This is a genomic window from Lysinibacillus sp. NPDC096382 (assembly GCF_044762845.1).
GTDB lineage: Bacteria > Bacillota > Bacilli > Bacillales_A > Planococcaceae > Lysinibacillus.
In genome coordinates this window covers 105,091-117,815 of sequence record NZ_JBIWFC010000001.1, presented here as the reverse complement: position 1 = coordinate 117,815, position 12,725 = coordinate 105,091, and the positions used below count along the sequence as shown (strand labels likewise).

Here is a 12,725-nt window from a genome sequence, read left to right as displayed (position 1 = left end):
AAGTTAAAATCATTTCTCAACAGATAAGCCCATGATATAAGTTGCTAGAGCTTGAATTTCTTCGTCAGTTAAATCGCCATAAATTGGCGCAGTACCTTCTGCGTTCATCATTAAGTTACCTGGCTTGAATTGCTCAGGATTCTTAATCCAAGCTTTTAAGTTTTCTTCATCATGATCTAAGAAACCAGCGACACGGTTACGGTCACCAAATGTAGTTAAGTTAGGACCCTTTGAACCTGGACCGCTTGTACCAGATACAGCATGACAACCCATACAGCTATTAGCAAATGTTGCCTCGCCTAGATCAGCTGAAGTTTTGTCTGGCATTTTTTTATCTGTTGCTTTCATTGAAGCTACCCATGCGTCGAATGCATCCGGGCTTAATGCTTTAACTTTGAAGTCCATTAGAGCGTGTGAAGGACCACATAACTCAGCACATTTACCATAGAATACGCCGTCTTTAAGGTCTTTTGATTCTTTATCGAATTCTAGATAGAACTTGTTTAAGTTATCAACGTTCGTATCCATTTTACCGCCTATAGCAGGAATCCAGAATGAGTGCTTAACATCGGCAGCTTTTAAGTTAAAGTAAACTTTTTGACCTGTTGGTACAACTAATTCTTGTGCAGTTATAATACCTTGGTTAGGGTATTCAAACTCCCACCAATATAAATTTGCAGTTACATTTACAGTAAGTGCTGTTTTGTCACCGTTTTCATCTACTTCGTCCATCGCAGCAACATCTGCAAATTTGTAAGTAGCCGTAACGACTGGTACAGCTAAGATTAATAATAAAATAATTGGAATAACTGTCCAAATTATTTCAAGAGTGTGACTTCCTTCTACTTGCTTAGGAATAACGTTTTCGCCAACTTTTGAACGGCGGAATTTTAAGAATGCAAGTAAATAGATAACGGATACTACTACTACAACTAACGTCATAATTCCAGTAGCTAGCATTAATAGATTGAATTGTTCTTTACCTACTTGACCAGACGGTTTCAGTGCAGAAATATAATCTTCACCACAACCAGAAAGGAAAACCATCATCACTGCTAGTAGTGAAAAAAGACGCCATTTTTTAAGCCCTTTCATCATAGCTTAATTAAACCCCTCTTTCTTTGTTGTATTTTTCATGTGTACCTAGGAAATAAGTTCTGTCTATATGAATTCAAAAGAAAGAATTCCTAAATTTAGCTAAACAACGCAAAAATTATGATGGCTACAAATAGTATGGTCATATGATTCAAAGAATAGATAAACATTTTATTTGCCCATTTCATATCATCTTTTGTGGTAAAGCCTTTAAAAGCTAGAATCAACCAGCCTAAGTTCAATGCAGTGGCAAGAATTAAGAAGCCAACACCAAGCTCTGGTAAAAGGAATGGTAATGGTAATAATAAAAGAATCCAGAAAAACATCGAGTACTTTGTACGTTTAAATCCTTTTACTACAGGTAGCATTGGTATATTAGCTGCACGATATTCCTCAGTACGTTTCATAGCAAGTGCATAAAAATGCGGTGGTTGCCATGCAAACATGATAAGGAATAGGGCAAGTGCTCCAGGACCTAATGCAGGTTCAACCGCTGCAAACCCAATAACTGGTGGGATCGCCCCTGAAATACTTCCTACAACCGTGTTACTAACATGCTTCCTCTTTGACCACATTGAGTACAGAACGACATAAGCAAATATCCCTACTAGTCCCCACATGCCGGCCGCAAACGATGCCGCAAATAACAAAATTTCACCTACAATTAAAAATGAGAGGGCAATAGTCAATACAAAATTCGGCTTAAATCTACCTGTTACTGTCGGTCTACCCTTTGTTCTTTTCATGATTGGATCAATATCCTGATCAATAAAGTTATTCATTGCGCCTGAGCCACCTATAATTAATGCCGCACCCAGCATGGTGAACAATATGACATCAAGCTCTTGCAAGAAGTGTCTACTAGTAAATTGAAATGCCAGCCACATCCCTGTAAACGTTGTGACAAGATTCGAGTTAACGATTCCAATTTTTATTAGTGCTAAGAAATCTTTTACAAATGATGTTGATGCTGGTCCACTATTTCTAGTAGCCGTCAGAGCACGACCGTTTGACATGATACCTTCTCCTTTCATTTTTGTAAGCATATTCCGCTACAATTACTATAGCGAAATTTGCGATTGATTTCTAGACATTAAGTGAAATTTAGATGAAGTTGTAAAAATTAGCTTTGTCTAGAAATATATTAAAAACAACATATCTATAGTAAATCATTTTCTAAAATGAATTGTGAAGGTTAGAGTACGAAATTATGAACAATTTGTGAAATGGAATCGACATCTAATACTCCCTACTCTTTACAAGTTGTATTTTAATTGTATTTTCGATATTATCTAGTAGCAGAAACATTACTTTCATGTAATGTCCATAGATAAAGTAGGTGACTCATTTTATGCAACAAAACAGGTATATGAAATGGTTTGCTGTTGCCGCTACAGTTGGAATGCTCCTAGTTTTACTAGGTGGGGCACTTGTTACCAAAACAGACAGTGGCTTAGGCTGTGGTCGAAACTGGCCTGATTGCAATGGTTCTCTTATTCCAAAAGAAATTACACCAGCAATCTTAATTGAATTTTCACATCGTCTTATAACTGGGATCGTATCTATTTCAATTCTTGCGTTAACAGTTTGGACATGGCGTAAAATCGGCCATATTCGCGAAGTAAAATTATTAGGTTTCTTAGCAATGTTTTTCTTAATCGCACAAGCTCTTATTGGAGCAGCTCAAGTGTTGTGGGGACAAGGTGATTTCATATTAGCGCTCCACTTTGGGATTTCTCTTATTTCCTTTGCTGCTGTTCTCCTCCTTTCTATGATTGTATTTGAAGTCGATCGCAAATTTGATGCCGATAACGTTTTTATTGGAAAAAAATTACGTTGGCATACGATTGCTGTCACAATTTATTCTTATTTAGTCGTTTATACAGGGGCGCTTGTTCGCCATACAGATTCAAGCTTAATATGTCCTGACTGGCCATTTTGCTATAACGATACACCATTCGCAGCTTTTAATAATATGTACGAATGGATGCAAATGGGGCATCGTCTAGCTGTTCTTATCTTTTTCATTTGGATTGCATACATAACGTGGCACGCTGTAAAAGAATATAAACATCAACGTGTAATTTACTATGGCTGGATTATTGCCTTTACTATAGTAATTTTACAAGTAATTGCTGGTATGCTAGTAGTTCTAACTAAATTGAATTTAACAGTCGCATTACTTCATTCATTATTTATTTCAATGCTGTTTGGTCTACTTTGCTATATGGTAATGCTAGTTGCACGTAGCAATTATAATGAAAAAAACAAATAATAATAGAAAAAGATTCGCCATATTTTTCAATGGCGAATCTTTTTTATTTTCAAACGCTTCTATCTCAATAATATGTCAAAAAATCGACAAGTTTATTATTAAAAAATAGTAATATTTATAGGTAGGTGGATGTCGATAAAAACGTGAAAGTTGGTCGATAAAATTCAAAAGTTGGACGATAATTCCTGAAAGTGTTCCGATAAAACTAAAAGATAATATTATGTTAAGTATGCAAGGCTACAACTATCACCTGTGATAACGCCTTTGTTACCAACATCCTGTCGCTTCGCTTTAAGCACAGACAAAACGCAGTTGTTGCCCCGACGCCCTCAGGAAATCAACCCTACATTTTGATAATGAACCAAAATAGCAAAATAAAAAAGGTTATTAGTATACTATAAAAGCCATCTAATAACCTTCTTTTTTATCAATTATTCAATTTCAATTAACAAATCACCTGTTGAAATGGCGTCGCCCGCACTTGCGTATACTTCTTTCACAATGCCATCTTTCGGTGCTTGGACGGTCGTTTCCATTTTCATTGCTTCAGTAATTAATAAGTGATCCCCACGTTTTACATGGCTTCCTTTCGATACGACTACCTTTAAGACCGTACCTGGCATCGTTGCACCAATTTGATTTGGATTACTTGGATCAGCTTTTAATGCCAAGCTACCATCTACTTCGACAGTTATATCTTGAATGACTAGTTCACGGGATTGACCGTTTAGCTCAAAGTAAATAACACGCGTACCATCGTGCTGTGGTTCACCAATGGAAACAAGTTTAATTATCAGTGTTTTTCCTTTTTCGATCTCGACTTCAATTTCTTCGCCTAGTTTTAACCCATATAGGAATGTTGGCGTATTTAATACCGAAATATTGCCGAAGGAGTTCACAGTTTTTGCATACTCTTCAAACACTTTTGGATACAAAGCAAACGCTAGCACATCCTGTTTCGTCACGGCACGATTTAATTTTCCCTCTAGTACCGCCTCTAGTTGCTCAAAATTCACAGGCTCCAATAGCTCGCCAGGACGTACTGTAATTGCTTCACGATCCTTTAACACAACCTTTTGCAGTGCCTCTGGGAAGCCACCATGAGGTTGTCCTAAATAACCCTGGAAGAACTCAATTACAGAATCTGGGAAGTCAATAGTTTGCCCTCTTGTCAGTACAGAATTTTCATCTAAATCATTTTGTACCATAAATAACGCCATATCACCGACTACTTTCGATGATGGGGTTACTTTGACAATATCGCCAAATAGAAGGTTTACACGGGAATACATGTGCTTCACTTCTTCCCATCTGTCCCCTAGGCCAACTGCTTTAGCCTGTTGCTGCAAGTTACTGTATTGACCACCCGGCATCTCGTGGACATAAATTTCAGAATGTGGGCTAATCATGCCGCTTTCAAAATCCTTATAATACTTACGCACATCTTCCCAATAGTACGATAACTTTTCAAGCGCATCGATATCGGCACGAACGTTACGCTTATTACCCTTCATAGCATAGTACAAGGAGTTGGCGCTTGGCTGGGACGTTAAACCTGCCATCGAACCGAGCGCTGTATCAATGATATCCACTCCTGCCTCGATCGCCTTGGCATATAAATAAATACCATTGCCACTTGTATCATGCGTATGCAGATGGATTGGTAGGCTTGTCGTCTCTTTCAACTCGGAAATTAAACGATAGGCTGCTTCTGGTTTCAATAACCCCGCCATATCTTTAATCGCTAAAATATGGGCACCTGCTGCCTCTAACTCCTTTGCCATTTCCTTGTAGTATTGAACTGAATATTTTGCTCTTGTTTCATCAAAAATATCTCCTGTGTAACAGATCGCTGCTTCAGCAATTTTACCTGATTGACGTGCAGCATCAATGGCTACTTCCATTCCTTTAATCCAGTTCAAGCTATCGAAAATACGGAAAACATCAATGCCTGATGCCGCTGATTCAGCGATAAATTCACGAATTAAATTGTCTGGATAGTTTGTGTAACCAACTGCATTCGCACCACGTAATAACATTTGGAATAGCACATTCGGAACTTGTTCGCGCAGCTTGGCAAGACGCTCCCATGGATCTTCTTTTAAGAAACGGTAAGCCACATCAAACGTCGCGCCTCCCCACATTTCGAGTGAGAAGAAATCATGCATCATACGCGCTGTTGCATCTGCAATTTCGAACATATCCTGTGAACGTACACGTGTCGCAAGAAGTGATTGGTGCGCATCTCGGAAAGTTGTATCCGTTAATAGCACATCCTCTTGCTCTAGAATCCATTTCACTAGCCCGTCTGCTCCTTGGGCATCTAAAATTTGCTTTGTCCCCGCCGGAGGAACGATTAGTTTATCGACTTTCGGGATGCTCGGCTGTACAAAAATTGGTTTCGCCTTCTGCTCTACTCCAGGGAAGCCATTTAATGTCACATTACCAATATAGCTTAAGAGCTTTGTCCCACGGTCTTTACGCTCAGGGAAATTGAATAGCTCAGGTGTTGTATCGATAAAGCTTGTATCAAATGCTCCCGTTAAAAATTTCTCGTGCGTCACGACATTATTTAAGAATGGGATATTCGTTTTCACCCCACGAATACGGAACTCCTTTAAATTTCGATCCATTTTTGCTGCGGCTTCTTTAAACGTCATCCCTGTCGTTGAAATTTTCACTAGCAATGAATCATAGTACGGTGTTACTACAGCCCCTTGGAAGCCATTTCCGGCATCTAATCGAACGCCGAAGCCACCGCTTGAACGGTATACCATAAGCTTCCCCGTATCTGGCATAAAGTCATTAGCGGGGTCTTCCGTTGTGACACGCGCTTGAATCGCATAGCCAATCATTGGAACATCTGCCTGTTGTGGAATGTGGATTTCCTCACTATGCAGTCCGTAGCCTGCTGCTACTTTAATTTGGGCGTGCACAATATCAACACCCGTAATCATTTCAGTAATCGTATGCTCTACTTGAACACGTGGGTTAACTTCGATGAAGTAGAAATCCTCGCCTGCAACTAAAAACTCTACTGTCCCTGCATTTATGTATGAGACATTTTTCATTAATTGAACCGCCGCGTCGCAAATTCGGCTTCTTAAATCTTCCGAAATTGAATTAGATGGTGCGATTTCAACAACCTTTTGATGACGACGTTGAATCGAGCAATCACGTTCATATAAATGAATGATATTACCTTGTTGGTCGCCTATAATTTGGACTTCAATATGCTTTGGCTTAATAATAGCCTTTTCTACATATACATCATCAGAGCCAAATGCTGCCTTCGCCTCTGATTTTGCACGTTCATAGGAGGAAGCTAACTCCTCTTCTGTATGAACAAGACGCATTCCACGACCACCGCCGCCTAATGCTGCCTTAATCATAATTGGATAGTTGTATGCGCTAGCAAAAGCCTTTACCTCTGCTAAATTATCTACTGGGCCATCTGTTCCAGGAATAACAGGAATGCCTGCAGCAATTGCTTGTTCACGCGCCTTCACCTTATCTCCAAACATATCTAAATGCTGAGAAGTCGGCCCAATGAAGACAATCCCCTCTTCTTCACATCGACGTGCAAATTCTACGTTTTCCGATAAAAAACCATAACCCGGATGAATCGCATCAACATTAGCATCTTTGGCGATCGAAATAATGCCCTCGATATCCAAATAAGCATCAATTGGTTTCTTGCCAGCTCCTACTAAATAGGCCTCATCTGCTTTAAAGCGATGGAAAGCCCCACTGTCCTCCCGCGAATAAATGGCTACTGTTTGGATATTCAACTCCGTACATGCACGGAAAATACGAATTGCAATTTCTCCTCGATTGGCTACGAGAATTTTTTTGATTGACTCCATTGATATCCCCCTTTATGATTGTGTTTTTTTCCTTTCTACCTTTTCAAACATAGAAACATTGATTAATATTCCCATCGCTAAAGATAGAATAATTATAGATGTCCCGCCATAGCTAATAAAAGGTAACGTTACACCGGTTAACGGGATTAACCCAGTTGCACCCCCAAGATTGATAAACGTTTGAAAACCAATCCAACTTGCTATACCAGCCGCAATCATACGTGCTAGCGGATCTTTCGTGCGTAATGCAATCGAAAGTCCTTTATATACAATAAAACCTATACCACCTAAGACGATTAGCACTCCCCAAATACCTAGTTCTTCCATAATGATCGCCATAATAAAATCGGTTTGTGGTTCAGGTAAATACCCTAATTTTTGAATGGATTGACCAAGGCCTCTTCCTTCTAAACCGCCTCCGCCAATTGCATAATAACTATTAACAACTTGATGACCCATATCGGATTCATAATCAAATGGATTAAAATAGGAAAGAATACGGCCTTTACGATTACCCGTTAACAGATCTCCTTTAAACAGCCAAAGAATACCGATAATAGCTGCACCAAATGCCCCTAACACCCCAAAAAACTTCCAAAATGTTTTAAATGGAATGCCACTTGCTGCTACAACAGATACAGCAATTCCACAAAGAATAACGCTAGCCCCTAAATCAGTTTCAAATGCTACCCCCGCAACAACAAGAATCCAGAGAAATATTGGATAAAAAATTTCTGTCGGTTGTAGCTTTTCAAATGTATATTTTTGTGCTTTCCGATAAAAGGCAGCGGCAAAATATAAAATTATAAATAGTTTCGCATATTCAGAAGGCTGAAAGTTCCCTAAACCTGGGACCTTTATCCAGCTTTTAGATCCTACCCCTGCCACATCACCATTACCGGCTACTTTTACCCAAGTAAATAATATAGCTAGCACAATCGTAAGCAGTAACATAATATTTTTGTTAGCATAATGCTTGTACGGGAAAAATGCTGCAACTAAAAATCCAAGAAATGCTACAATTAAATTGATTACTTGCTTGTGATAATAGTTATCAGGATCATATCCTTTTTGAATTGCTACCATCATACTTGAGCTATAAATCATTACTAATCCAAATAAACTTAACAATAGGACAGTAAAAAATAATGGGTAATCAAAATTTTGTGCATAACGTTTTAAGTATTGTTTCATCGGAAGACCTCATTCTAGAAAAAAAACTCAAATCGCAAATTGCGTTTGAGTTTTTTCTTTTTATTTGTCTGTATACGCGTCATGTAGTACAGAAAGCTCTTTCTCGAGTGAATCGAGAATTTCTTTGCCTTTTTCGCGATCAATGAGTCCAAGCTTCACAGCAAAGTCAATTTCACGTGAAAGGCCGAACATTTGTGTATCTAATACTTCTTCATATAAAGGGCATTGTGGCATTGTTAAATGATCCATTTGTACTCGAATGAGGCGAGCAATTTTATCTGCATCAGCAACTAAAAGCTCCAAAGCCTTCTCCTGAAAAGAAGTTTGTGATTTAGTATCCATGAGGACGCCCCCATTATCTGATATTTCTTCGATTCTATCTTAATAAAGTTTATCTTTTAGTCGTTAAAAATGCAAGTGTCTACATTGGAAAATAGAGAAATCGAATTATATTTCTTTATTATCTCTAGTCATTAGCGTTATACTATTTCATGGATATACAAGATTTGAGGAGGATTTCTATAATGGAAACAATAATTCCTATCAAGGGCGCAGTTACATTCCAACTAACATTAGATCCCACTGTTTGGATTTTCGATGATCGTAAATTAGATTTAAAAACGTACTTCGATACAAAAGAAGTTGAGGAAGATTCGGATATTAAATATATGCGTGAAGTAGGTGCTCACTGGTCGCGTGAGATTATGGAAGGAGCTACTTTTCCACCAACATTGAAATCAGAACGAAAATTTGACCGCAAAGGAATGGAAACAGGTACTTTCGGGATTGAATTAAGTCACTTCTTGAAAAATGCTGAGATTAAACCTGAAGCAACAACAATCGTCATTGAATGTGAAGATGGCAAAGAATATTTATTTTCAATTGAAGAAGCTTACACATTCATTTTAAAATACAGCCAAGATGGCAAGCCATTAACGGATGATGGCCCTGTTCATGTGCTATTTAGAGACGGTTCAAATGTAGACAACCCTATCAAAAATATAGTAGCGATTCGTGCTGAGTAGGAGGGAATGCAATGCGCGTAAAATGCGTTATTTGCGATACAATTAACAATTTAGATGATAATTTACCGTTAGCAAAAAAATTACGTAATCGACCAATTCATACGTATATGTGCGGTACTTGCCATGATCGTATTGAAGAAAATACCGTTGCACGCATTGAAACAGGAAATTTCCGTTTTTATCGTACTTCACCACAAATGGATAAAGAATTTTAACAGCAACTAAGGAGGTGGCTCATTATATTTGAGACACCTCCTTTGTCGTCTAACCATTATTTTTTACAATCGCCTTCTCTATCAACTCGACAACCTGATACATAATCGTCGCAAAAAAAGCGATGATGAGAAGTGACATAAGCACAAGATTAAAATTAAACACTTGGAAGCCATAAATAATTAAATAACCTAGCCCTTTTGAAGCAACTAAAAATTCACCTACAATGACACCTACCCAAGAAAGTCCTACATTTACTTTCAAAGTAGAAATAATCGTTGGAAATGAAGCAGGTAAAATGACTTCCCTAAATATTTGCCATCTAGTTGCCCCAAAAGTTTGTAATACTTTGCTGTAGTTCGGATCTACCCCTTTAAATGCTGTATAAACTACGATGGTTGTAATGATGATTGAAATCAACGCACCCATCGCTATAATTGAAAAATACCCCGGACCAAGAGCGACTATTAAAATTGGTCCTAAGGCAACTTTCGGCATGGCGTTTAAAATAACTAAATACGGATCTAGTACCTTTGATAGCATCGGCGACCACCACAATACAATTGCTATTAAAGTGCCTATTAATGTACCAGCAATAAAGCCAATGATCGTCTCCATTAACGTAACACCAACGTGCAATGTTAACGTACCATCGCTCACTTTTTCTACTAATGTGTGCCATACCTGCGTTGGTGAACTAAAAATTAAACGGTCAATCCATCCAAATCTTGAAAGAAGCTCCCACCCACAAAAAAATACGAGTAAGATGATAAGCTGATATAATCGAACATAGCGCTTTTCTTTTTTTAACATTTGCAGATACTGTTTAAATAAAGCATTATCCAAGACTCTCCAGCTCCTTCCAAATAGTTTGGAATATATCTGAATATGTTGGATGCTGTCGAACATCAAAAGGTGAAAGCTCTTGTAACTCCGTAGGTATTTCAAAAACTCTATGCAATGTACCCGGATTTGCCGAGAATAGAAATACCCGTTCACTCATCGCAATGGCTTCACCAATATCATGCGTTACAAGAACTGCAGTTTTTTGATAGGCCTTTAACGTTTCAACAACCAAATCCTCCAGTTTTAATTTAGACTGATAATCAAGTGCCGAAAACGGTTCATCTAGCAATAAAATTTTAGGGTCCACCGCTAAAGTTCTTGCCAGCGCTACTCGTTGACGCATGCCACCTGATAACTCTCTCGGATAATTATTCCCTACATGCGGTAAACCAATTTCTCGCAAAAGTGCATTTGCAGTTACTTTATGCATTTTAGTGCTTCGCTCCATGATTTTCAAACCAATCGTGACATTTTCTTCAATAGTCTTCCAAGGGAATAAATAATCTTGCTGAAGCATGTAACCAATGAGAGACTGATTGTGTGATGAAAATTCCTCACCATCAATGTATACCTTACCTTCTGTTGACGAAAACAAGCCCGCAATAATTGATAATAACGTCGTTTTCCCACATCCGCTAGGTCCTATAAAAGAAACAAACTCACCTTCACGAATATCCAAATTTATATCATGTAAAACATCCTTAGCCTGCGTTTTCGAAAAATAGCAATGGTGAATATTTTCTACTTTTAAAAAACCCATATTACTCAGCTGCCTTTTTAGCAAAGGTTGTATTCACAAGCTTTTCATAATCCACCCGTTGAGGAAGTTCACCTGCTTCCTCCATGATCTTTTGCAAGTTATCCCATTCCCCCTTATCCAAAATAGGATCTGTAGCATAGGAACCTTGTGATTTATAACGTTCAACCACTGTTTCAATTAAGCCAACATCTACATTTTCAAAATATGGCTGAATAATTTTCGCTATTTCGGCCGGACTCGCTTTTTGCACAAAATCCTGTGCTCGTTTCAAAGCATTTGTAAAGCCTTGAACTGTCTTCGCATTGTCTTTTAAATAGCTACTTTTCGCCATAAACGATGTATAAGGTAATTGCCCCGATTCAGTACCAAATGAAGCGACAATGTAACCCTTACCTTCTTTCTCAAAGATACTAGCTTGTGGTTCAAATAGCTGTACATAGTCCCCTGTTCCAGAAGCAAAGGCTGTAGAAATATTAGCATAATCAATGTTTTGAATGAGTTTTAAATCATTGGTAGGGGCAATGCCATGTTTTTTCAGGACAAACTCACCAGCCATTTGTGGCATCCCACCTTTACGTTGACCTAAAAATGTAGAGCCTTTTAACTGATCCCATGAAAAATTATCCATCTCGTTACGTGCCACTAAAAATGTGCCATCTGTTTGTGTTAACTGCGCAAAATTTTGAATCGGGTCATTGGCGCCTTGGAGCGTAACATAAATAGAAGTCTCCGATCCAACTAAGGCGATATCAATGCCATCAGAAAGTAGCGCCGTCATTGTCTTATCGCCACCTGCAATTGTTTGTAGCTCAACGGAAAGCCCTTCATCCTTGAAGTACCCTTTTTCAAGTGCTACATACTGCGGCGCATAGAAAATCGAGCGCGTCACTTCCCCAACTTTGACTTTTTCAAGCTCCGTTTTATTACACGCCGTCAAAGAAAGGAGTAATAAAGCAATAACACTAAATAGTAAACCTTTTTTAAGCCACCGCATTCCATTTCCTCCTTGATTGCTGAAAATAAGCCTATCGACATTAACTTATTCATATCGGAAGATTTCGGTGCCTAGATTTTAAAATTGTTCAAATACCCAATGTTTGAATGATGTTCTATTCGTCGCTTTGGCTATTCTCTCCGTTACCTTTAAAATGGTTTATTATCAAAACGTGTGGTTGATTTCCGTTCCGACCGGGCGCTTTGTTGCTGCCGCTTCGCTTTCGCACAGAAAAAATATTTGTTGCTGCCGCTTCGCTTTCGCACAGAAAAAATATTTGTTGCTGGCCGCTTCGCTTTCGCTACAGAAAACATTTGTTGCTGCCGCTTCGCTTTCGCACAGAAAAAACATTTGTAGCTGACGCTTCGCTTTCGCACAGAAAAAATATTTGTTGCTGGCCGCTTCGCTTTCGCTACAGAAAACATTTGTTGCTGCCGCTTCGCTTTCGCACAGAAAA

12 protein-coding genes are annotated in these 12,725 nt (G+C 38.5%); 3 read left to right on the top strand and 9 right to left on the bottom strand.

The features are described 5' to 3' along the window. Positions 1-9: 9 nt before the first annotated feature. Together coxB and cyoE are read right to left on the bottom strand one after the other, a co-directional pair. On the bottom strand, positions 10-1,098 hold the full coding sequence (gene coxB, locus ACIQZA_RS00560; protein ID WP_142507584.1) for a cytochrome c oxidase subunit II: 1,089 nt from the start codon (positions 1,096-1,098) through the stop codon (positions 10-12). A gap of 95 nt (positions 1,099-1,193) precedes the next feature. Next, positions 1,194-2,111, bottom strand: a complete 918-nt coding sequence (gene cyoE, locus ACIQZA_RS00555) for a heme o synthase (RefSeq protein WP_142507585.1) — start codon at positions 2,109-2,111, stop codon at positions 1,194-1,196. Between the two features lie 335 nt (positions 2,112-2,446). On the opposite strand from cyoE, the gene ACIQZA_RS00550 reads away from it, so the two are divergent. Beyond that, positions 2,447-3,370, top strand: a complete 924-nt coding sequence (locus ACIQZA_RS00550) for a COX15/CtaA family protein (protein WP_142507586.1) — start codon at positions 2,447-2,449, stop codon at positions 3,368-3,370. A gap of 431 nt (positions 3,371-3,801) precedes the next feature. On the opposite strand, the gene pyc is transcribed toward ACIQZA_RS00550, so the two are convergent. From pyc to ACIQZA_RS00535, 3 genes are read right to left on the bottom strand one after another with little or no spacing between them, the layout of a single operon-like run. Next, on the bottom strand, positions 3,802-7,236 hold the full coding sequence (gene pyc / locus ACIQZA_RS00545; protein ID WP_402880177.1) for a pyruvate carboxylase: 3,435 nt from the start codon (positions 7,234-7,236) through the stop codon (positions 3,802-3,804). A 12-nt stretch (positions 7,237-7,248) separates the two neighbouring features. Beyond that, the gene (locus tag ACIQZA_RS00540) at positions 7,249-8,430 is read right to left on the bottom strand and encodes an FtsW/RodA/SpoVE family cell cycle protein (RefSeq protein WP_400934103.1); all 1,182 of its coding nucleotides are present in this window, start codon (positions 8,428-8,430) and stop codon (positions 7,249-7,251) included. A 60-nt stretch (positions 8,431-8,490) separates the two neighbouring features. After that, complete coding sequence (locus ACIQZA_RS00535; RefSeq protein WP_053483432.1) at positions 8,491-8,772, bottom strand: Fpa/YlaN family protein; 282 nt, start codon at positions 8,770-8,772, stop codon at positions 8,491-8,493. Between the two features lie 182 nt (positions 8,773-8,954). Between ACIQZA_RS00535 and ACIQZA_RS00530 the strand changes: the two genes are divergently transcribed. Both ACIQZA_RS00530 and ACIQZA_RS00525 read left to right on the top strand, forming a co-directional pair. Further along, complete coding sequence (locus ACIQZA_RS00530) at positions 8,955-9,455, top strand: molybdopterin-binding protein (protein ID WP_402880179.1); 501 nt, start codon at positions 8,955-8,957, stop codon at positions 9,453-9,455. An 11-nt stretch (positions 9,456-9,466) separates the two neighbouring features. Continuing rightward, the gene (locus tag ACIQZA_RS00525; protein ID WP_053483434.1) at positions 9,467-9,670 is read left to right on the top strand and encodes a YlaI family protein; all 204 of its coding nucleotides are present in this window, start codon (positions 9,467-9,469) and stop codon (positions 9,668-9,670) included. 49 nt (positions 9,671-9,719) lie between these two features. Here ACIQZA_RS00525 and ACIQZA_RS00520 read toward each other — a convergent pair whose 3' ends face one another. The 4 genes from ACIQZA_RS00520 to ACIQZA_RS00505 all read right to left on the bottom strand — a co-directional run. Beyond that, positions 9,720-10,514: an ABC transporter permease gene (locus ACIQZA_RS00520; protein WP_400934100.1), complete on the bottom strand. Its 795-nt coding sequence runs from the start codon at positions 10,512-10,514 to the stop codon at positions 9,720-9,722. Further along, positions 10,507-11,274, bottom strand: coding sequence for an ABC transporter ATP-binding protein (locus ACIQZA_RS00515; RefSeq protein WP_402880181.1), 768 nt, complete (start codon positions 11,272-11,274; stop codon positions 10,507-10,509). The genes ACIQZA_RS00520 and ACIQZA_RS00515 overlap by 8 nt, the downstream gene beginning before the upstream one ends. A gap of 1 nt (position 11,275) precedes the next feature. After that, positions 11,276-12,268, bottom strand: a complete 993-nt coding sequence (locus ACIQZA_RS00510; RefSeq protein WP_400934095.1) for an ABC transporter substrate-binding protein — start codon at positions 12,266-12,268, stop codon at positions 11,276-11,278. A gap of 165 nt (positions 12,269-12,433) precedes the next feature. After that, positions 12,434-12,725, bottom strand: a 292-nt coding sequence (locus ACIQZA_RS00505; protein ID WP_403009828.1) for a hypothetical protein, incomplete at its 5' end; no start/stop codon positions are given.

Coding starts and splice junctions, on each gene's coding strand:
- ACIQZA_RS00540 (WP_400934103.1), bottom strand. CDS start 8,430: ATGAAACAATACTTAAAACGTTATGCACAAAATTTTGATTACCCATTA.
- ACIQZA_RS00525 (WP_053483434.1), top strand. CDS start 9,467: ATGCGCGTAAAATGCGTTATTTGCGATACAATTAACAATTTAGATGAT.
- coxB (WP_142507584.1), bottom strand. CDS start 1,098: ATGATGAAAGGGCTTAAAAAATGGCGTCTTTTTTCACTACTAGCAGTG.
- ACIQZA_RS00510 (WP_400934095.1), bottom strand. CDS start 12,268: ATGCGGTGGCTTAAAAAAGGTTTACTATTTAGTGTTATTGCTTTATTA.
- pyc (WP_402880177.1), bottom strand. CDS start 7,236: ATGGAGTCAATCAAAAAAATTCTCGTAGCCAATCGAGGAGAAATTGCA.
- ACIQZA_RS00515 (WP_402880181.1), bottom strand. CDS start 11,274: ATGGGTTTTTTAAAAGTAGAAAATATTCACCATTGCTATTTTTCGAAA.
- cyoE (WP_142507585.1), bottom strand. CDS start 2,111: ATGTCAAACGGTCGTGCTCTGACGGCTACTAGAAATAGTGGACCAGCA.
- ACIQZA_RS00550 (WP_142507586.1), top strand. CDS start 2,447: ATGCAACAAAACAGGTATATGAAATGGTTTGCTGTTGCCGCTACAGTT.
- ACIQZA_RS00530 (WP_402880179.1), top strand. CDS start 8,955: ATGGAAACAATAATTCCTATCAAGGGCGCAGTTACATTCCAACTAACA.
- ACIQZA_RS00535 (WP_053483432.1), bottom strand. CDS start 8,772: ATGGATACTAAATCACAAACTTCTTTTCAGGAGAAGGCTTTGGAGCTT.